At 70.9% G+C, this 18,833-nt stretch carries 20 protein-coding genes; 6 read left to right on the top strand and 14 right to left on the bottom strand.

Annotated elements, in window-relative coordinates; translation table 11 throughout:
- Positions 1–6: 6 nt before the first annotated feature.
- Positions 7–1,113, bottom strand: a complete 1,107-nt coding sequence (locus G6045_RS17885) for an SDR family oxidoreductase (protein WP_165332980.1) — start codon at positions 1,111–1,113, stop codon at positions 7–9.
- Positions 1,114–1,304: 191 nt separating this feature from the next.
- Here G6045_RS17885 and G6045_RS17880 point away from each other — a divergent pair, with 191 nt between their 5' ends.
- Positions 1,305–2,792: a zinc-dependent metalloprotease gene (locus G6045_RS17880; protein ID WP_165332979.1), complete on the top strand. Its 1,488-nt coding sequence runs from the start codon at positions 1,305–1,307 to the stop codon at positions 2,790–2,792.
- Positions 2,789–3,310, top strand: coding sequence for an NUDIX hydrolase (locus tag G6045_RS17875; RefSeq protein WP_165332978.1), 522 nt, complete (start codon positions 2,789–2,791; stop codon positions 3,308–3,310). Before G6045_RS17880 ends, G6045_RS17875 begins: the two co-directional genes overlap by 4 nt.
- 70 nt (positions 3,311–3,380) lie before the next feature.
- On the opposite strand, the gene G6045_RS17870 is transcribed toward G6045_RS17875, so the two are convergent.
- From G6045_RS17870 to G6045_RS17855, 4 genes are all read right to left on the bottom strand, one after another.
- A complete protein-coding gene (locus G6045_RS17870) occupies positions 3,381–4,136 on the bottom strand; it encodes an AIM24 family protein (protein WP_165332977.1) in 756 nt (251 codons plus the stop codon).
- Positions 4,137–4,153: 17 nt separating this feature from the next.
- Positions 4,154–4,834: an AIM24 family protein gene (locus G6045_RS17865; RefSeq protein WP_165332976.1), complete on the bottom strand. Its 681-nt coding sequence runs from the start codon at positions 4,832–4,834 to the stop codon at positions 4,154–4,156.
- Positions 4,835–4,848: 14 nt separating this feature from the next.
- A complete protein-coding gene (locus G6045_RS17860; protein WP_165332975.1) occupies positions 4,849–6,495 on the bottom strand; it encodes a TerD family protein in 1,647 nt (548 codons plus the stop codon).
- 124 nt (positions 6,496–6,619) lie between these two features.
- The gene (locus G6045_RS17855; RefSeq protein ID WP_165332974.1) at positions 6,620–7,258 is read right to left on the bottom strand and encodes a M48 metallopeptidase family protein; all 639 of its coding nucleotides are present in this window, start codon (positions 7,256–7,258) and stop codon (positions 6,620–6,622) included.
- Between the two features lie 152 nt (positions 7,259–7,410).
- Between G6045_RS17855 and G6045_RS17850 the strand changes: the two genes are divergently transcribed.
- Both G6045_RS17850 and G6045_RS17845 read left to right on the top strand, forming a co-directional pair.
- A complete protein-coding gene (locus G6045_RS17850) occupies positions 7,411–8,679 on the top strand; it encodes a TOMM precursor leader peptide-binding protein (RefSeq protein ID WP_165332973.1) in 1,269 nt (422 codons plus the stop codon).
- The gene (locus G6045_RS17845; protein WP_165332972.1) at positions 8,672–10,072 is read left to right on the top strand and encodes an ABC1 kinase family protein; all 1,401 of its coding nucleotides are present in this window, start codon (positions 8,672–8,674) and stop codon (positions 10,070–10,072) included. Before G6045_RS17850 ends, G6045_RS17845 begins: the two co-directional genes overlap by 8 nt.
- A 22-nt stretch (positions 10,073–10,094) precedes the next feature.
- Here the strand turns inward: G6045_RS17845 and G6045_RS17840 are convergent, their stop codons facing one another.
- The 5 genes from G6045_RS17840 to G6045_RS17820 all read right to left on the bottom strand — a co-directional run bounded on the left by G6045_RS17840 (position 10,095) and on the right by G6045_RS17820 (position 14,060).
- A complete protein-coding gene (locus tag G6045_RS17840; protein ID WP_165332963.1) occupies positions 10,095–10,277 on the bottom strand; it encodes a hypothetical protein in 183 nt (60 codons plus the stop codon).
- A 144-nt stretch (positions 10,278–10,421) separates the two neighbouring features.
- Complete coding sequence (locus G6045_RS17835; RefSeq protein WP_165332971.1) at positions 10,422–10,763, bottom strand: hypothetical protein; 342 nt, start codon at positions 10,761–10,763, stop codon at positions 10,422–10,424.
- On the bottom strand, positions 10,760–11,125 hold the full coding sequence (locus tag G6045_RS17830) for a WhiB family transcriptional regulator (RefSeq protein ID WP_165332970.1): 366 nt from the start codon (positions 11,123–11,125) through the stop codon (positions 10,760–10,762). Before G6045_RS17830 ends, G6045_RS17835 begins: the two co-directional genes overlap by 4 nt.
- A 176-nt stretch (positions 11,126–11,301) precedes the next feature.
- Positions 11,302–11,625 (bottom strand): hypothetical protein, encoded by a 324-nt coding sequence (locus G6045_RS17825; protein WP_165332994.1) that lies wholly within the window; start codon positions 11,623–11,625, stop codon positions 11,302–11,304.
- 236 nt (positions 11,626–11,861) lie between these two features.
- Positions 11,862–14,060 carry an ATP-dependent DNA helicase UvrD2 gene (locus G6045_RS17820; protein WP_328707816.1) on the bottom strand — a complete coding sequence of 733 codons (2,199 nt, stop codon included), beginning with the start codon at positions 14,058–14,060 and terminating at the stop codon, positions 11,862–11,864.
- Positions 14,061–14,221: 161 nt separating this feature from the next.
- On the opposite strand from G6045_RS17820, the gene G6045_RS17815 reads away from it, so the two are divergent.
- Complete coding sequence (locus tag G6045_RS17815; protein WP_165332969.1) at positions 14,222–14,464, top strand: mycoredoxin; 243 nt, start codon at positions 14,222–14,224, stop codon at positions 14,462–14,464.
- A gap of 86 nt (positions 14,465–14,550) precedes the next feature.
- Here G6045_RS17815 and G6045_RS17810 read toward each other — a convergent pair whose 3' ends face one another.
- Positions 14,551–14,817: a glutaredoxin domain-containing protein gene (locus G6045_RS17810; protein WP_165332968.1), complete on the bottom strand. Its 267-nt coding sequence runs from the start codon at positions 14,815–14,817 to the stop codon at positions 14,551–14,553.
- Positions 14,818–14,918: 101 nt separating this feature from the next.
- Here G6045_RS17810 and G6045_RS17805 point away from each other — a divergent pair, with 101 nt between their 5' ends.
- Positions 14,919–15,833, top strand: a complete 915-nt coding sequence (locus G6045_RS17805; protein ID WP_165332967.1) for an adenosine kinase — start codon at positions 14,919–14,921, stop codon at positions 15,831–15,833.
- Here the strand turns inward: G6045_RS17805 and G6045_RS17800 are convergent.
- The 3 genes from G6045_RS17800 to G6045_RS17790 form a co-directional block, all read right to left on the bottom strand.
- Positions 15,830–16,273: an OsmC family protein gene (locus G6045_RS17800; RefSeq protein WP_165332966.1), complete on the bottom strand. Its 444-nt coding sequence runs from the start codon at positions 16,271–16,273 to the stop codon at positions 15,830–15,832. The genes G6045_RS17805 and G6045_RS17800 overlap by 4 nt on opposite strands.
- Before the next feature lie 62 nt (positions 16,274–16,335).
- Entirely contained in the window at positions 16,336–17,289 is a 954-nt protein-coding gene (gene nudC / locus G6045_RS17795) for an NAD(+) diphosphatase (RefSeq protein WP_165332965.1), read from the bottom strand.
- A 102-nt stretch (positions 17,290–17,391) separates the two neighbouring features.
- A complete protein-coding gene (locus tag G6045_RS17790) occupies positions 17,392–18,789 on the bottom strand; it encodes a dipeptidase (RefSeq protein ID WP_165332964.1) in 1,398 nt (465 codons plus the stop codon).
- Between the last annotated feature and the right edge of the window lie 44 nt (positions 18,790–18,833).

The following is an 18,833-nucleotide window of genomic DNA, read 5'->3' as shown; positions in this document are numbered from 1 at the left end:
GCCCGCTCAGACCCCCCGCCGCTTGCGAGCCCGCCGTACCACCGCCGCCGCGCCAAGCAGCGCGACCGTGGCGCCTGCCGCGCCCGCCGCCGTGGCGTCCTTGCGGCCCAGGCGGCGGCCCGCGACCGTGTGGCGGCCCTCGACCTCCGCGAGGAGTTCGGCGAGGACTTCCTCGTTGGTCCACTGCGGGCGCCAGCCCGCGTCGTGCAGGCGGCTGACGCTGACGACCCACGGGTGCATCGTGTACGCGAGGTCGCCCGCCGGGGACGGGGTCAGGCCGATGCGGTGGAGGCGGGCGGCGGCGCCGAGGGCGACCGTCGAGGGCAGCTCCATGCGGCGGATGCCGCTGAGCTCCTCGACCTCCTCCTGTTCGAGCCAGCCGTCGCAGCCGACCGCAAGGTCGCCTTCGACCTTCTCCAGGACCGCGTATTCGAGAGCGCTGCACAGGTCGTCGACGTGGCAGAACTGCCAGGTCGGACGGGAGCCGGCCACGACCAGGAGGCGCGGGGACTCGAAGTAGCGGGTGAGGGCCGTGTCGGTGCCGCCGACCAGGACCGCGGGGCGCAGGACGGTGACGTTGAGGCCGGGGTGGGCGCGGGGCGCGCGGCGGGCCAGGCGCTCGATCTCGAGCAGGTCGCCGACGCCGGTGGCCTCGGCGGTGGCCTTGAGCTCGGAGTCCTCGGAGAGGGGGAGCTCGTTCTCGGGCAGGGCGCCGTAGACCATCGCGGACGTGCACAGGACCACACGGTGGACGCCGGCCGCGGCGGCCGCGGTGAGCACGGTCTGGGTGCCGCGCACGTTGTACGCGGTGCGGGCGGCGGCGTCGGTCTCCAGGTCGAGGTCGAGTGCGAGATGGACGACGACGTCGGCGCCGCGCAGCTTCTCGGCGATCGCCGGGTCCCGTACGTCCAGGATGTGCCACTGGGCGGCCGCGCACTCTCCGCGCCGCTCGTCGATGGCGATGACCTGCTTGATCTCGTCGGAAGCGGCCAGTCGCTCGACGAGCCGGGCGCCCACGCCGGTGGCGGCGCCGGTCACGGCGACCACGGGGCCGCGCGCGACGGGGGTTGAGTCGTTTCGCGCTGCGCGAACCTTCGGATCCGGGGAACTCACCAGGCGTCTCCAGCGGTTGTCTTCAGTACGTACATGAATGACGCGTACGTACCAGGTGGCGTCCATCCTGCCGCAGGCCCTGCGGTGGCGGAGCACCGAGGCCCGAAGCGGGCCGGGTGTCTACGCTGGGTGGTGTTGTCGGGCAGTCGCCGTCGGTATGAAGCCGGCGGCCCTACGAGCCGAGGATTCCCGTGAGTGACACCCCATTCGGATTCGGCCTTCCGCCGGAGGAGCCGGAAGACGGCGACGAGGGCAAGAAGAAGGACCAGCAGGGCGGCGGTGGCCAGGGCGGCGTTCCGGGGAACCCCTTCGCTTTCGGGTTCCCGGGGGCCGGCGGTCCCGGCGGCCCGGGCGGTCCGGGCGGCGACAACCCGTTCGCCGCGATGTTCGGGTCGATGAACCCGAACGACCTGGGCGCCGCCTTCCAGCAGCTCGGCCAGATGCTCTCGTACGAGGGCGGCCCGGTGAACTGGGACATGGCGAAGCAGATCGCCCGCCAGACCGTCTCGCAGGGCACCGCGGACGGAACCAAGGACGCGAGCGTCGGCACGGCGGAGCGCGCCGCGGTCGAGGAGGCCGTGCGCCTGGCGGACCTGTGGCTCGACGGCGTGACCTCGCTGCCCTCGGGCGCGAACACGGCCGTGGCCTGGTCGCGCGCCGAGTGGGTCGAGGCGACCATCCCGGTCTGGCAGGAGCTCGTGGACCCGGTGGCGGAGCGCGTGGGCGCGGCCATGGGCGACGTACTGCCCGAGGAGATGCAGGCCATGGCGGGCCCGCTGATCGGGATGATGCGGTCCATGGGCGGCGCCATGTTCGGCCAGCAGATCGGCCAGGCCGTGGGCGTGCTCGCGGGCGAGGTCGTCGGCTCCACGGACATCGGTCTGCCGCTCGGCCCGGCCGGCAAGGCAGCGCTGCTTCCGGTGAACATCCAGGCGTTCGGCAAGGACCTGGGCATCGACCAGAACGAGGTGCGGCTGTACCTCGCCCTGCGCGAGGCCGCCCACCAGCGGCTCTTCGCGCACGTCCCGTGGCTGCGCTCGCACCTGTTCGGCGCGGTCGAGGGCTATGCGCGCGGGATCAAGGTGGACACCTCCAAGCTGGAGGACGTGGTCGGCCAGTTCGACCCGTCGAACCCGGAGGAGCTGCAGAACGCACTGCAGCAGGGCATGTTCCAGCCCCAGGACACCCCCGAGCAGAAGGCCGCGCTCGCCCGTCTGGAGACGGCGCTCGCGCTGGTCGAGGGCTGGGTGGACGCCGTGGTGTACGAGGCCGCGAAGGACCGTCTGACCTCGGCGAGCGCCCTGCGCGAGACCCTGCGCCGGCGCCGCGCGAGCGGTGGTCCCGCCGAGCAGACCTTCGCGACCCTGATCGGTCTCGAGCTGCGTCCGCGCCGTCTTCGCGACGCCGCGCGGCTGTGGGCCTCGCTGACCGACGCCCGTGGCCTCGACGGCCGCGACGGTCTGTGGGCGCACCCGGACATGCTGCCGACCGCAAAGGACCTGGACGACCCGGACGGCTTCGTGCACCGCGGCGACCAGGGCCCGGACTCCGCGTCGGACGACGAGCCGAAGCTGGACTTCGACGCGATCGACAAGATGCTGGGCGAGGCGGCGGGCGGCTCGAAGCCCGACCTTCGTAAGGACAAGAAGGACGACGAAGAGGGCGACGACAGCAAGTGAGCCTGCACGAAGACGCGGTCCTCGTACTGAAGGCGTACGAGGACCAGGAAGAGCTGCGCCAGACGTATCTGGATCACCTGGCGGCGCACCCGGACGGCATGTGGAAGGCCTGCGAGGCCGGGCATCTGACGGCCAGCGCTCTGGTGATCGACCCGTCGCGCGGCAAGGTGCTGCTCACGCTGCACAAGAAGCTGAACATGTGGCTTCAGATGGGCGGCCACTGCGAGCCGGGCGATGTCTCGATGGAGGCCGCCGCGCTGCGGGAGGCCACCGAGGAGTCCGGTGTCGAGGGGCTCACGCTGCTCGACGGCGGCCCGGTGCGCCTGGACCGGCATCCGATTCCGGCGCCCTGCAACTGGCACCTGGACGTCCAGTACGCGGCGCTCGCGCCGGCCGGTGCGGTCGAGGCGATCAGCGAGGAGTCGCTGGATCTGAAGTGGTACGCGTACGACGAGGTGGCGGACGTGGCCGATACGTCGGTCGTACGGCTCCTGGAGCGGACGCGGGCGAAGCTGTAGTACCTCGATATGTGTGAGGGGCGGGCGCCGCGATGGCACCCGCCCCTCACCCGTACAGCCAACTGCCCCGCTACGACCAGGCGTTGCCCTGGTTCTGACCGCGGGCGCCCTGCTGGCCCGCGCCGAACTGGGCGGCGACGCCCGAGCCGATCACCGCGTTCTGCGGCGGCATGACCTCGCTGGGCTGGACCAGGACATAGCCCTGGCCGAGGAAGCTGAGCTCCCAGCCCTCGCCGGTGTTGCCGCGGCGGCGGCGCACGCTCGAGTTGGTCGTCTGCGCCTGCATCTGCACGCGCAGGGAGGTCGACCAGGCGACGATCGCGTCGGCGTCGACGCTCACGTACTTCTCGGGCGTGACCTGCATCATCAGCGGCTGCCCCGAGGTCATCAGCGCGACCTTGCCGGTGCCGGTGATGTTCAGCTGGTACTTGCCGGATCCGGAGATCCCGTACTGGCTGTCCACCGCGATGACTTCGTGGTTGAGCTGGGTGTCGAGCGCGAGGACGTACGCGCTGTCCACCGTGAGGCCCTCGCGCTCCACGTCCACGATGTGGATGTACTGCGCGAGGTTGGCGAGATAGACGGTGCCCTGGCCGGAGCAGCGCATCAGGTCGAGGCCCTCGCCCGTGCGGCTGCGGGACCGGCGCTGGCCGGCCGACTGGTACTCGCCGTCGAACTCGACCAGGCCCTGGTACGCGACCATCGCGCCCTTGCGGGCGAGCAGGTCGTCATGGCCCTGGAGCGCGACCCGCAGCAGCTGCGGGTTCTGCAGGGCGTAGCGCTCCTGGGTCTGGTTCTCGGTCTGGCTGAAAAGCGCACTCTGCATGGTCTGTTCGCTCCCCCTCAGCCCCGGACCCGCAGGCGGTCGGAGCTGTCCTCACTCGGCTGTACGACGACGATCCCCTGGCCGGAGAAGGCCATCTGGTAGGCCTCTCCGCTGCCCCGACCCACGAGGGAGGAGGCCTTGAAGCTGCGCTTGCCCTTCACCTTGAGGTTCGGGGACCAGGCGAGCAGGGCGTCGGGGTCGACGTACGTCTCGTCCTCACCGCGGCCGCAGTCGACGACCAGCGGCGTACCGCGCGAGGTGATGGCCACCCAGCCGGTGCCGGCGACCTCGACGTTCCACAGGCCCTGGCCTGCGAACTTCGCCATGCCCTTGACCTTCTCGACGCCCCACTGCAGGTGCGCGTCGAAGGCAAGGAGGTTGGTGCCGTTGACCGAGAGCGAGTCGTTGTTCAGGTTGATCACGACCACGTCGGCGCCGTAGTCGGCCAGGTAGAGCAGGCCGTCGCCGGAGCACTTCATGATCGGGGCGCCTTCGCCGGTGATCCACTGCGAGGCGATCTGGCGGACGGCCGGCGGGTTGGGCTCGTACTGGATGAAGCCTTCGTACGACACCATCGAGCCGGTACGCGCGTAAAGGTCCTGGCCGGAGGCCATGGCGACCTTGAGCATCGTGCGGCCGTGGTTCTCCATACGAGCGGCCATCGGGGTCGGGGCATAGCCCGCGAGTTGCTGCATCATTTCTTCGGGCTCCCTCAGACCTCGTAGGGCTGGACGACGATGAAGTTGCCGGGCGCTCCCCGGAATTGGAGATTCACGGTCTCTCCGCTGTGACCCGGGAAGGAATTCCGGCGCAGGCGCACCTGGCTGGAAATGATCACCTGGGCCGCGGAGGACCACGCCACGATCGCATTGCTGTCCGCGTACGTGGTGGGCGTGACCGGAAGCACCACGGGAATGCCGTGGGTCTTCACGATGACGGTGCCGGTGCCCTGGAACTGCATCGTGAACAGCGCGCCGCCGGGGATTCCGTGCCCCTCGATGCGCCGCACTTCGTGCTGCAGCGTCTCGTCGAAGGCGAGGACGTTCTCGGCGGAGACGCAGATGCCGTCGCCCTGCAGCTCGATGGAGTGCAGATGCGCACCGTTCTCGGCGAGGAAGACCTGGCCGCGGCCGGTGCAGCGCATCAACTGCATTTCCTGGCCGGTCGCGTTGCCGATGATCCGGCCGGCGAAACCGGCGCTCTTGTACGAGAAGTCGACCTTGCCCTGGTACATCACCATGCTGCCCTGGCGGGCGAGGACGGGCGTACCGCCCATGCTCAGGTCGACCCGCATCATCTGCTGGTTCTGCGGGGTCCAGCGGGTGCCGGTGGCCGTCTCCTTGTACGGCTGGAGCGCGGCCTGCAGGCCGGGGCCCGAGGCGGGCTGCGCCTGCGGCATCCCGTACGCGCCCGGAGCTCCGGGCTGTCCGGGCATGCCGGGCGGCTGACCGTACCCCTGAGGCGCGGCGGGCTGGCCCGGGACCTGCCCGAACTGCGGCTGCTGGGGCGGCTGCTGCCCGTATCCCGGAGGCGGCTGCTGCCCGGGCGGCTGTCCGTATCCGGGCGGCGGCGCGGGCTGGCCGGGGGCCGGGGCCGGCGGCGGGACGGTGCCGGCGGGCATCGGGGCGACGACGGTGGGGGCCGTGTGGACGCTCGGTGCCTGGGGCTGCGGCGGCGTCTGCTGCGGGGCCGGGGCGCCGAAGTTCGGTGCCGGGGCCGGCGCGGGTGCCGGAGCGGGTGCCGCAGGGGCGCCGAAGGACGGAGCGGGAGCCGCGGGGCCGCCGGGCGCGCCGAAGGCGGGCGCACCCTGCTGCGGGGCCTGGGGCTGCTCCTCGGCGACCTCGCCGCCGAAGTTCTTCAGGAGGGCGTCGAGCCCGCCGTCGAAGCCCTGGCCGATGGCCGCGAAGCGCCAGACGTCCTTCAGATAGAAGTCGCCGAGCATCACGGCGCGCTCGGTGGTGAACTCGGAGCCGTCGAAGGCGTACCGGCACACCTCCTCGCCGCCGGCCACGATCCGGATGTAGCCGGGTCCGACCTGCGACATCTGCCCGTTGCCGTCGATCGTCGCGGTGAACGAGAGCCGGTGGATCTGTGGCGGAATGCGGTCGAGCGTGACCCGGAACGACTCCGTGTCACCGGACTGCGCGCCGAGCAGCTGCAAGGACTCCTCGGGCGACTTCGGCTGGTTGAAGAAAATGAAATAGCGGTCGTCGGAGAGCTGCTCATTGGCGTCGAGCCCGAAACAGCTGATGTCGAAGCTCAGTCCAGGAGCCGCGATCTGCACACCTACGTACAGATCCGTGCCCGGAGTGAGATCACTGATCTTGGCCTTGTGGCCGCGTTGGAATTCCCTGGCCATGCGTAACGACCGTCCCCCATCCCGATGATGTGTGCGTCGCGCGTCAGGCTAACCGCAAATCCTGGGCCTGGGCCAAGCCGGGACAGACTCGGTACACAGCGGCTTCACCGCCGCCGGGTTGTGACTATTCCGTGCGGGCGGCCGGCAGGTGCGGAAGACGCTCGGCGGCTACCACCCCTTCGAGGTAGCCGCGGGCTCTTTCGGTACGCGGGTACGCCTCCAGAAGGCGCCAGAAGCGGGGCCCGTGACCGGGGACGAGAAGATGGGCGAGCTCGTGCAGGAGTACGTAGTCGACCACGTACTCGGGCATTCCCTGGAGGCGGTGGGAGAGCCGGATGCTGCCTTCGGCCGGTGTGCAGGAACCCCAGCGGGTGTTCTGATTGGTGACCCAGCGTACGGAGGTGGGCCGGGCGCGGCCCTCGAAATACTGCCCGGACAACAGCTCGGCCCGCTCGGCGAGTTCCGCGTCACCGAGCAGCCGCTTGCTTTCCTGAGCTGCGAGTTTGTCGAGCATCACGCCGACCCAGCGCCGCTCTTCCGCCTCGGACATCCGGGCGGGGATCAGCACGATGGTGCGGTCACCTTCGCGGTACGCGGAGACCGTGCGCCGCCGACGGGCGCTTCTGCGCACCTCGACCGGCCCCTGATCCAGGTCCGCCTGGTCCGGACCGGCCCGGTCCGCGCTCGCCGCCGGGCCGCGTGGCGGCTGGTGCTTCGTGCTGCGCTGTGGACTTCCGGCGCGGTGCAGTGGGTCGGCGGGCACGCCCCGACGTTACCGGCTGTCGCTGCCGGAAGTCCCGTCTCCGGGCGGGTTCCGGCCTGGCGGGCCGCGGACGGGTCTCGTTTGTACGACTTATCAGGCCGCCTGTGGACAACTTTCGGCAGGGTGAGCGGGCCCTGGTGCACCGTGTGCACATGCACCCGCGACTCAAGACCTCGCTGCGCCACGCCTGGCGTGATCTCACGACCCTGCAACTCGGTGTCACCCCCGCACACGCCCGCACGCTCGGCCCGGTCGCGGTCGGCATGCTCGCCCTGCTCCGCAAGATCGACGGCACCCGCGGGGTGCCCTTGCTGCGGGCCGAGGCGCGGGACGCGGGCCTGCCGGAAGGCCAACTGGACACCCTGCTCGACCGTCTCACCGCGGCGGGACTGCTCGACGACGCGACCGCCGGTGCGGGCGATCCGGCCGTCGACCGCTTACGCGCACGGACCGACGTCGCCCATCGCCTCACCCCGGAGCTGGCCGCGCTCTCCTTGCTCGACGGCGAGCCCGGTGCGGGCATCAGGCGTCTTGCCGCCCGGGGGCGCCTGAGCGTGCAGGTGCGCGGTGCGGGACGGGTCGGCGGCCAGGTGGCCGCGCTGCTCTCGGCCGCCGGGGTCGGGCGGGTCGACCTGGTCGACAGCGGGACGGTGGAGCCATGGGACGTCACCCCGGGCGGGTTGTCCGATACGTCCGTCGGGGAGCGCAGAGTGGATGCCGCGCGACGGCTTGTGCGTCGGTGCGCGGCCGGCTGCGCCACGCGCCCCGGCCGCGTCCCCTCCCTTGTCGTTCTCGCGCCACGCGACGCCCTCGCCGCGTACGCGCCCGACCCCGCCGAGGTCGAGCACCTGACCGCCCGGGGCATCCCGCATCTGTACGCGGGCGTCCTCGAGGCCACCGGTTTCACCGGACCGCTCGTCCTTCCCGGCCGCTCCGCCTGCGCCGGCTGCATGGAGCGCCGACGGATCGAGGAGGATCCGGTCTGGCCGCTGCTGCTCACCCAGTGGCGGTCGGGCGGCGCCGCACGTGCCGGGCGCGCCGCCCCCGTACCCGCGGGAGCGCTCACGCTCTCGGCCGCCGTCGCCGGGCTGACCGCCGCCCATGCCCTGGCCCATCTCGACGGGGAGACACCGGCCGCCGCCGGACACCGCTGGGAGCTCGCCCTCCCCCACCTCGCCTGGCAGTCCGTCGCTCTGCGCCCGCATCCCGGCTGCCCGTGCGGGGCACAAAACAGCTGGGTACGGCCACCCGTACGTCACAACTCCGACGCGCCCTCGGAAGATCCAGCGCCACAAGGGACAATGACCGAGCAGACCCGCCGCGTGACAGGACGCGTCGGTGATCAACCGCCCGTCAAGGCGCGGCAGTCCGGTCCCCGGACTGGGAGTCCGGTTTCCGGAGCAGGAGGGGCGCATGTCTGATCTTCCTCGCAAGGCGGTCACCCGAACCGCCAAACTGGCCGCGCTGCCGCTCGGCTTCGCCGGGCGCTCGGCCTGGGGGCTCGGCAAGCGGATCGGCGGCAAATCGGCCGAGCTCGTCGGCAAGGAGCTGCAGCAGCGCACCGCGGAGCAGCTGTTCAAGGTGCTCGGTGAGCTCAAGGGCGGCGCGATGAAGTTCGGGCAGGCGCTGTCCGTCTTCGAGTCGGCGCTGCCCGAGGAGATAGCCGGTCCGTATCGCGCGGCGCTCACGAAGTTGCAGGAGGCGGCGCCTCCGATGCCGACGCGCACCGTGCACGCGGTGCTCGCCGAACGGCTCGGCGAGGACTGGCGCGGTCTCTTCGAGGAGTTCGAGGACAAGCCCTCGGCCGCCGCGTCGATCGGCCAGGTGCACCGGGCCGTGTGGCACGACGGCCGTGAGGTCGCCGTGAAGGTCCAGTACCCGGGTGCCGGCGAGGCGCTGCTCTCCGACCTCAATCAGCTGAGCCGGTTCGCCCGTCTCCTCGGTCCGCTCATCCCCGGCATGGACATCAAGCCGCTGATCGCGGAGCTGCGCGACCGTGTCTCCGAGGAGCTCGACTACGGGCTCGAAGCGGCCGCGCAGCGCACCACGGCCGAGGAGTTCGCCGGGGATCCGGATGTCCTGGTGCCGGCGGTGGTGCACCAGGCCGAGCAGGTGCTGATCACCGAGTGGATGGACGGCATCCCGCTCTCGGAGGTGATCGCGGACGGCACCGAGGAGCAGCGCGACCGCGCCGGCCAGCTGCTCACCCGCTTCCTCTTCTCGGGCCCCGCACGTACCGGACTGCTGCACGCCGACCCGCATCCGGGCAACTTCCGCCTCGTGCCGGACACCGCGGACGGCTCCGAAGACGCGGACGGCTCGGACGCCGCCACGTGGCGCCTGGGCGTTCTCGACTTCGGCACCGTGGACCGGCTGCCCGGCGGGCTGCCCGAGACCATCGGTCTGGCGCTGCGGATGGCGCTCGAGGGCGAGGCCGACGAGGTCTACGGGATGCTCTGCGAAGAGGGTTTCGTCAAGGAGAGCATCGACCTCGATCCGGAGGCGGTGCTCGACTATCTGCTGCCGATCATCGAACCGGCCCTCGCCGACGAGTTCACCTTCACGCGCGGCTGGATGCGTTCGCAGGCCGCCCGGATCGGCGATCCCCGCTCCCCCGCCTACCAGTTGGGCAAGCGGCTCAATCTGCCGCCCGCGTATCTGCTGATCCACCGCGTCACCCTGAGCACCATCGGGGTGCTGTGCCAGCTGGGCGCGACGGTGCGGATGCGGGATGAACTCGAGGAGTGGGTGCCCGGGTTCGTCGATGCGGAGTACGAGGAAGAGGAGCCGGACGAGACGGCGGCTCAGGCCTGATCCCCTGCTGACCGCAGGGGCCTCACCACCAGGACGAGTCCAACCGCCCCTCGATCGCCCGCAGATGTTCGCGTGAGCAGTCGTCGCAGAAGTAGCGGCGGCTGCCGTTCTCCACGGAGCAGGTCCAGGTCGGCCGGGGTGCGTCGGCCGTGGTGCCGCAGCGGGCGCACACCAGCTGTTCCACAGCGCGAGATTGCTCGTCCACACCGTGACGATAGCCCCGTGTCCGCGGGGCCCGGGCACAACGCACCGCGGGGGCCGCCCGGTTCGGACGACCCCCGCGGCTCACGGAAGGATCAAGCTCGCTCGGGCGGCCGGTCGACGGCCGCCGTCGCGAGGACGATCGCGGTCAGTTCATGACCGCCATCGCGAGGGCGCGGCGCGCACGGAGCGAGGCTCGCTCCGCACGGCGCTGCATCCGGCGCGCGGACACGAGGCGTACGGCCTCGCGCTCGGCGTCGGCCTCGCGCATGCGCTCGTGCATGTGTGCACGGGCCAGGGCTTCTGGTTGGAGTTGCATTTCGCGGGTCCTGTTCTGGCGTGACGCGGTCACACCGGTGTGGGAGAAGTCAGTGGTTGCGGAGCCGAGCGGCTCGCGGTCGGCGGTGGCCGACTTGAATCGGTGCAGCATGGGGGCCTGCTTCATGGGGTCGTGCGTCTCGGGACGGTCGATGGTTCCGGCGGTGCTCATGCGACGACCGGGTTCTTGCGCGGGCGGCCACGGGGCCGCTTGCGGGCGACGACCACACCCTGGACGAACAGCTCGCCACCCCAGACACCCCAGGGCTCACGCCGCTCCTTCGCACCGGCGAGGCAGGCCTCGACCAGCGGGCAGGTACGGCAGAGGGACTTGGCGTACTCGACATCGGCCGGCGACTCGGCGAAGAAGACCTCCGGGTCGAAGGAACGGCAGGGGACGGGTACGCCGAGGTTCTCGATGGCGTCGTCGAGCGCGGTGAGCGCGGTGAGGGGAGTCAAGGTGTTCTCCTGAAGGCCGGGCGGGGGGTTCGTCTCTGAAGGCGGTACTGACGGGGCGTGCGTTTCGGTAGGCACGGTGTGTGTCGTCCTCGTCTGGTCGTTCCGGCCGGTCGGCCGGGTGGCGGCTTGGTACCAGGTACTGCTTGTCCGGTGGCCCCTTCGACTTCGTCCATCCCTGTTCGGGACAAACAAAAGGGCCGCGGATCCCGGATGGGGTTCCGCGGCCCTGAAGGCGCCGGCCTGATCGTCGATCAGGCTGGATCACTCCAGGGTTCGAGCCCGCGGAAGGCCCACATGTGCTGGTGCTGCGTCGTCGTCTGCTTCCGGGATCCGGCACCGGCCGCCGCAAAGGCATAGGCCTGCGCCTGTGCCACTACTGCTGCTTCCGGTGCCTTGGTCGGTCGCTCATTGCCGCCGAGGTTGCGCTCACTGGCGAGCAGCGAGACGGAATCCACGGAGGCGGCAATGGGAGCCGGGGCGGCCAGGCGGCCGGCGCGAACGCCGGACAGACCGGTGCCCAGGAGCGAGATACCGAGCGGGCAGGTGGCGACGACCGAGCGGTCAACGTCGGTCATTTTGGTGCGGTTGATGATGCTGATCACTGGACTCGCCTCCTCTCGGCGTCTCGGGACCGGTCATGCTGTGTCTCCACAGCCGACGGTCGCTGATGTTCAAGGTCTTCAAGTACAACACGGAATCCGGGCTTCAGGAAGCGTCCGTTTCAGGACCTCATGAAGCGTCCCTCTCCGTGCTTGAAGAACCTATGGGTCTTCGTCGGGCGCGCGCAAACTATTTTTTCGACGAGTTTTCCTCAGTCGCTCCCGTCCTCCTCCACAACTGCCGCCGCAGGCGTCTCACCTGCACAGATGGCGAGGACGTCGACCCCGAAGCGATCAAGTTTTCTTCTGCCGACCCCGGGGATGCGCGCGAGGTCCTGCGCGTCGTCCGGAACGTTCTCCGCGATCGCAATGAGCGTCTTGTCCGTGAACACGCAATATGCGGGCTGGCCGATCTCCTGCGCCCGGTCCGCACGCCACTCGCGCAGCCGCTCGTAGAGCCCCTCATCCATGTCGGACGGGCAGTCCTCGCAGCGCATCAGCTTCAGTTCGCCGGCGTCGGTGAGGGTGCGTCCGCAGACCCGGCAGGGCACGGGTGCGCGGGGCTTGCGCGCGGGGCCTCGGGTGCCGCGCTCGACGGACGAGCCGCCCGCCGCTCCCCCGACCCGCCTCAGCCCCGCGCCCACCGAGCCGGGACGCAGTCCGTCGAGGAAGGAGCTCGGCCGCCTGCTGGCCCGGCCGCCGGGTGAGCGCGCGAGCGCCCAGGACAGGGAGAGATGGCGCCGGGCGCGGGTGACGCCCACGTAGAGCAGTCGCCGCTCCTCCTCGACCTGTTCATCGGTCGTCGCGTACGCGATGGGCAGCATGCCCTCGGTCAGGCCGACCAGGAACACCGCGTCCCACTCCAGGCCCTTGGCCGCGTGCAGCGAGGCGAGCGTGACGCCCTGGACGGTGGGCGCGTGCTGGGCGGCGGCCCGCTCGTCGAGTTCGGCGACCAGATCGGCGAGGGTGGCCCCGGGCTTGGCGGCGGTGAAGTCCTCGGCCAGGCGCACCAGCGCGGCGAGGGACTCCCAGCGGTCGCGGACGGCGCCCGAGCCGGCCGGGGCCTGGCTGGTCCAGCCCTTCGTGGACAGCACGGCCCGCACCTGCGAGGGCAGGTCGACGGCGTCGTCGAGCAGCGCGTCATTGCCGCCGAAGCGGGCGGCGCCACGGAGCGCGGCGCCTGCTTCCCGTACCTCCTGGCGCTCGAAGAAGCGCTCGGCGCCACGCAGCTGGTAGGCGACGCCGGCGTCCGCGAGGGCCTGTTCGTAGAGCTCGGACTGCCCGTTCGTACGGAAGAGGATGGCGATCTCGCTCGCCGGGGTGCCCGCGTTCATGAGGTCGCGGATCCGGCGGGCGGTGTGCTCGGCCTCGGTGGGCTCGTCGCCGTACTCGGCATAGACCGGCTCGGGGCCGCCCTCGCGCTGCGAGACCAGTTCGAGACGGTGCTCGGCGGCCCGGCCCTTCGCGGCGGCAAGCAGTCCGTTGGCGAGGTGGACGACCTGGGGGGTCGAGCGGTAGTCGCGGATGAGCTTGACGACCGTGGCGCTCGGATGGCGCGTACGGAAGTTGAGGAGGTGGTCGGGGGTCGCGCCGGTGAACGAGTAAATCGTCTGGCTGGCGTCGCCCACCACGCACAGGGTGTCCCGCTCGCCGAGCCACAGATCGAGCAGCCGCTGCTGGAGCGGGCTGACGTCCTGGTACTCGTCGACGACGAAGTGGTGGTACTGCGAGCGCACCTGCTCGGCGATGTCATAGCGGTCCTGCAGGATCGCGACCGTGAGCAGCAGCACGTCCTCGAAGTCGATGACGCCGCGTTCCTGCTTGAGCTGCTCGTAGTGCGTGTAGATACGGGAGATCTCGGCCGGATCGCGTGGGGCGTCGCGGCCCGCCTTCACCACGGCCGCCGGGTAGTCCTCGGCGACGGTCTGGGTGACCTTGCACCACTCGATCTCGCTGGTGACATCGCGCAGCTCACCCCGGTCCAGGCGGATACGGCAGCGGGCCGCGGCCTCCGCCACCAGCTGCGCCTTGCGCTCGACCAGGCGGGGCATGCCGCCGCCGACGGCTTTCGGCCAGAAGTACTGGAGCTGCCTGAGCGCCGCCGAGTGGAAGGTCCGCGCCTGCACCCCGGTCGCGCCGAGCAGCCGCAGACGCCCGCGCATCTCGCCCGCGGCACGGTTGGTGAACGTGACGGCGAGCACACTGGCCGGCTGCAGGATCCCGGCCCTGACCCCGTACGCGATGCGATGGGTGATGGCGCGCGTCTTGCCCGTGCCGGCTCCCGCGAGCACGCACACCGGCCCGTGCAGGGCGGTGGCGACCTCGCGCTGTTCGGGGTCGAGCCCTTCGAGTACGGCGTCTGCGCTTCCCGGGACGTCCGGGAACAGCGGGGAAGGCGTTGCGGCTGTCACCCCGCCATGCTGCCAGGTCTCACGAGCAGCCCGTGCCGCTTGTCCACAGGGGGCCGCTTCCGTCGTACTAATGAGCGGACCTTTGTGGGAATGGCACACGCCTGACGTACGTTCTCCACAGGTGCGAGCACGCACTGGGACCGTTAAGGAGCGCGAGAGACATGCCGGGCACTGTGACGATGTACAGCACCACGTGGTGCGGCTACTGCCAGCGGCTGAAGAAGCAGCTGGACCGCGAGGGCATCGCGTACAAGGAGATCAACATCGAGCACGACCCGGAGTCCGCGGCGTTCGTCGAGAAGGCGAACGGCGGCAACCAGACGGTCCCGACGGTCCTCTTCGAGGACGGCTCGACCCTGACGAACCCCTCGCTGGCCCAGGTGAAGCAGAAGGTCGGCGCCTGAGTTTCGTGCGACCTGATCGAGCGGGCCTTGCCGGATTGCCGGCGGGGCCCGCTCTTCGTCTCTTGCCGGCGGGGCCCGCTCTTCGTCTACGCCAGCAGATGGGGCGCCCTGCTGCGGACCTCCGACATCACCGTTGCCGGCGACGGGTTCACCATCGCGTGGCCGGCGACGACGACCGTGGGGACCGTCTCGTTGCCGTCGGCGACCGAGCGGACGAAAGCGGCCGCGTCCGGGTGCTCCCAGATGTTGATCTCGGTGCGCGGGAGTTTCTTCAGGCGCAGGGAGACGCGCAGGCGCATGCAGTACGGGCAGCCCGGGCGCCAATAGACCGTTACACCCTCGTCGTCGGTCATTACGCCCCCGCTCGCCGTGCCCGTATGAGGAGATGAGTCTAGAAGGCGGCTTCCCTGCCTGTCGTCGCCTGTCGCCTGTCGCCTGTCGCCGAGAGGAACGCATGCGCACCGAGACCGACGTCCTCGTCCTGGGCGGTTCCGGCGTGGACACCATCGTCCATGTGCCGGAGCTGCCGCTGCCGTTCGCCGACAGCTACATGATCCGGCCGGGCATCGTCACGCGCGCCGGGCAGAGCGGGGACTTCGTCGCCGTCTCGGTCGGCGCACTGGGGCTGCGCACCCATCACCTCGACATGGTGGGCGAGGACCACGAGGGCGAGCTGGTGCGCGCGCTGCACCGCGAACGGGGCATCCCCTTCACCACCGTTTTGCTGCCCGGCGGCACCAAGCGTGCGGTCAATCTGGTCGGTCCCGACGGGCGCCGGCTTTCGCTGTACGACGACTCGCGTACGCAGGAGTCCGACCGGCTGCCCGAGGAGACCGTACGGAAACTGGCCGCCGTGAGCCGGCACGCGCATGTAGTGATCACGTACCCCTGCGCCTTCGCGCTGCCGCTGCTGCGGGAAGCGGGCCTGACCGTCTCCACCGATCTGCACAACTGGGACGGCGAGAACCCGTACCACGAGCAGTTCGCGCTCGAAGCGGACCTCGTCTTCCTGTCCACCGCCGCGCTGGCCGATCCGGAGCGCACGATGCGGGACATCGCGGCGCGCGGCCGGGCCGATGTGGTCGTCGCGACCGCCGGGGCCGAGGGGGCGTACCTGCTGGCGGAGGACGAGCTGACGCACGTGCCCGCGGTCACGCCGCCCGAACCCGTCGTGGACTCCAACGGCGCGGGCGACGCCTTCGCCTCCGCCTTCCTGTTCGGCCGGCTCGGCGGGGAGGACGTACGGCGGTGCGCCCTGTACGGGGCGGTCGCCGGCGCCTACGCCTGTACGGTCCCGTCCACCCGGGCCGACGCGATGAGCCGGGCCGAACTGCTCGCACGGGCAGCCGAGTTGACCAGCGAGATCTAGCCCTCGAAGCCCACCGTGCCGTCCGGCAGGATCGCCTCGACCCGGGCGCCGTGTTCGACCGTGCGGCTGACCGTGCAGTGCTGCTCGTGCGTCATGCGGACACCGCGGGCGAAGACCTCGGCCGCCTTGCCGTTGTTGGCATCGGCGGGGATGTCGAGTTCGTACGTGACCCGGATCTTTCCGATCCGGCCGTCGTCCTCGGGGGTCGAGACCGACTCGATGGTGATCGCCAGGTCGTCGTGCTCGACCGCGCGGGCCGTGCGGTCGAGGACCATGCCGCTGCAGCCGCCCATCGCCGCGAGCAGCAGCTCGACGGGCGTGAAGGAGGGCTGGGCGGAGTCGTCGTCGGCCGCGGCCATCCGGACTTCGGCGCCGCGGTCGTTGCGGGCGGTCCAGTCGCGGTAGCCGTTGCGAGTGGTTTCGATGCGGTAGTCGGCCATCGGTTACTCCATGCCTTTCGCCCCGATTGATCCCCGTAAGGCAGGTTACGACGCCACGGCCCTTACGACTCCCTCACCGGAAGCGGCTTGGGGAGCGGCTTGCCGTACCAGAGCTCGATGAGACGGGCGGCGATGGAGATGCCGTACGGCGGGATGACCTCGCCGGACTCGAAGGCGGCGCGCAGTTCGTCGCGTGAGAACCAGCGGGCCTCCTCGATCTCGTCGCCGTCCACGTTGATCTCGGCCGTGGTGGCGCGGGCCATGAAGCCGAGCATGAGGGAGGAGGGGAAGGGCCAGGGCTGCGACGCGACGTACTCGACGTCGCCGACGGTGACGCCGGCCTCCTCGAAGACCTCGCGGCGCACCGACTGCTCGATGGACTCGCCCGGCTCGACGAAGCCCGCGAGCGTGGAGAAACGGCCTTCGGGCCAGTGCACCTGGCGGCCGAGAAGGAGGCGGTCCTCCTCGTCGGTGACGGCCATGATCACGGCCGGGTCCGTACGCGGGTAGTGCTCGGCGCCGCAGGCCGGGCAGCGGCGGATGTGGCCGGCCGCGGCGATCTGGGTGCGCTCCGCGCAACGGGAGCAGAAGCGGTGCATCCGCTGCCAGTTCTCCAGGGCGACCGCGTGCACCATCAGGCCCGCGTCGCGCGGCGAGAGCAGCAGTCCGGCCTCGCGCAGCCCGGCCGGGCGCGCGGACTGGTCCATGCGGCCGGGCAGGGTGTCCTTCTGCAGCGCGAAGTAGCGCACGCCGCCCTCGTCGGTGCCCAGGAAATAGCGGTGCACCTCGGTGTCCGGGGCCTCGAAGGTCGGCGTCATGACGATCTCGGTGCCGCCGTTGGCGGTGTCGTCGATCAGCACCTGGCCGCCGGAGACGACGAACACCCGCGTCGTGGGGTGGCTCCAGGCCGCGGCGAGCCAGGCCTCGTCGAGACGGTGGTGGGCCTCGCGGTCGATCCCGCCCGGCGCGGTCAGCGGGATGGGCCGGTCAGCGGTGCGGTCGGTCCAGGTGGTCACAGGAACTTCCAACTCCCCCGATGGAAAGGGCACTTAGGGCTTCAGCAATACGGCGATACGTCGATACGGCAGCGGGCGCGGCAGGTGATCCCGTCCGGTGCGTCAGGTGCGCAGCGACTCGGCCAGGTCGGTCCAGAGATACGCGGCGGCCTCGACGCCCTTGGTGAGGAGATCGAGTTCGACCTTCTCATTCGGCGCGTGCCAGCCGTCCGACGGTACGGAGATGCCCAGGAAGAGAACCGGCGACTCCAGGACGTCCTGGAGGTCGGCGGCCGGTCCCGAGCCGCCCTCGCGCGTGAAGCGGACCGGCTGTTCGAAGGCGCGGCCCATCGCACGCGCGACGGCTTCCAGGGCCGGGTGGTCGAGCGGGGTGAGGCAGGGGCGGGTGGCGCCGCTGAAGGTGAGGGTGTGCCGGACGCCGGCGGGCAGCTGGGCCTCGACCCACTGCGTGATGGCGGCCTCGACACGGGCCGGGTCCTGTCCCGCGACGATACGGAACGAGAGCTTCACGAAGGCCGCGGCCGGCACGACCGTCTTGCCGCCGGCGCCCTGGTAGCCGCCGCCGATGCCGTTGACCTCGGCGGTCGGGCGGGCCCAGATGCGCTCCAGGGTCGAGTAGCCCTGTTCGCCGTGCGCGGCATAGGACTTGGCCGTACGCAGCCACTCCTGCTCGTCGAAGGGCAGCTCGGCGAAGAGCTTCCGCTCGCGGTCCGTGAGCTCGACGATCCCGTCGTAGAACCCGGGGATCGCCACGCGCCCCTGCCCGTCGTGCAGGGCGGCGACGATCCGGCCGACGACGGTGGCCGGGTTGGGCACCGCGCCGCCGAACGACCCGGAGTGGATGTCCTGGTCGGGACCGCACACCGACAGCTCGCACTCGACGAGGCCGCGCATCCCGGTGCACACGGTCGGGGTGGTCTCGGACCACATCCCGGTGTCGGAGACGATCACCGCGTCGGCGGCGAGGCGGCCGCGGTGCTGCTCGATCAGGGTGCGGAAGTTCGGGGAGCCCGACTCCTCCTCGCCCTCGATGAGGAGCTTGAGGTGGACGGCCGGCGTGCTGCGCCCGGTGGCCGCCAGGTGCGCCCGTACGCCGAGCGTGTGGAAGAAGACCTGGCCCTTGTCGTCGGCGGCGCCGCGGGCGTAGAGCTGCTTGCCCTTGATCACCGGCTCGAAAGGCTCGGTGTCCCAGCCGTCCGCGAGGGCGGCGGGCTGGACGTCGTGGTGGCCGTAGACCAGGACGGTGGGGGCGGCCGGGTCCTCGCTCGGCCACTCGGCGAAGACGGCGGGGGCACCCGCGGTCTCCCAGACCTCGGTGACCGGGAAGCCGGTCTCCTTGAGTTTGCCGGTGAGCCAGTCGGCGCTGCGCCGTACATCGTCGGCGTGCTCGGGCTGGGCCGAGACGGAGGGGATGCGCAGCCATTCCTTGAGGTCGTCGAGGAATGTGTCGCTGTGCTGGTCGATGTACTGGCGGACGGCGTTGTCCGGGGTCTGGCTCATGTGTCGAGCGTAACCGGGGTGGGGGTCGTCTTCTGGTGCGGGTG

Source organism: Streptomyces mesophilus (genome assembly GCF_011044995.1).
Lineage (GTDB): Bacteria > Actinomycetota > Actinomycetes > Streptomycetales > Streptomycetaceae > Streptomyces > Streptomyces mesophilus.
The sequence above is the reverse complement of the archived record's forward strand: the minus strand, read 5'-3'. Positions and strand labels throughout refer to the sequence as shown.

Coding starts and splice junctions, on each gene's coding strand:
- G6045_RS17800 (WP_165332966.1), bottom strand. CDS start 16,273: ATGGCCGACTACCGCATCGAAACCACTCGCAACGGCTACCGCGACTGG.
- G6045_RS17805 (WP_165332967.1), top strand. CDS start 14,919: ATGCGCACCGAGACCGACGTCCTCGTCCTGGGCGGTTCCGGCGTGGAC.
- G6045_RS17810 (WP_165332968.1), bottom strand. CDS start 14,817: ATGACCGACGACGAGGGTGTAACGGTCTATTGGCGCCCGGGCTGCCCG.
- G6045_RS17850 (WP_165332973.1), top strand. CDS start 7,411: ATGCACCCGCGACTCAAGACCTCGCTGCGCCACGCCTGGCGTGATCTC.
- G6045_RS17790 (WP_165332964.1), bottom strand. CDS start 18,789: ATGAGCCAGACCCCGGACAACGCCGTCCGCCAGTACATCGACCAGCAC.
- G6045_RS17825 (WP_165332994.1), bottom strand. CDS start 11,625: ATGACCGACGTTGACCGCTCGGTCGTCGCCACCTGCCCGCTCGGTATC.
- G6045_RS17845 (WP_165332972.1), top strand. CDS start 8,672: ATGTCTGATCTTCCTCGCAAGGCGGTCACCCGAACCGCCAAACTGGCC.
- G6045_RS17835 (WP_165332971.1), bottom strand. CDS start 10,763: ATGAGCACCGCCGGAACCATCGACCGTCCCGAGACGCACGACCCCATG.
- G6045_RS17860 (WP_165332975.1), bottom strand. CDS start 6,495: ATGGCCAGGGAATTCCAACGCGGCCACAAGGCCAAGATCAGTGATCTC.
- G6045_RS17815 (WP_165332969.1), top strand. CDS start 14,222: ATGCCGGGCACTGTGACGATGTACAGCACCACGTGGTGCGGCTACTGC.
- G6045_RS17865 (WP_165332976.1), bottom strand. CDS start 4,834: ATGATGCAGCAACTCGCGGGCTATGCCCCGACCCCGATGGCCGCTCGT.
- G6045_RS17870 (WP_165332977.1), bottom strand. CDS start 4,136: ATGCAGAGTGCGCTTTTCAGCCAGACCGAGAACCAGACCCAGGAGCGC.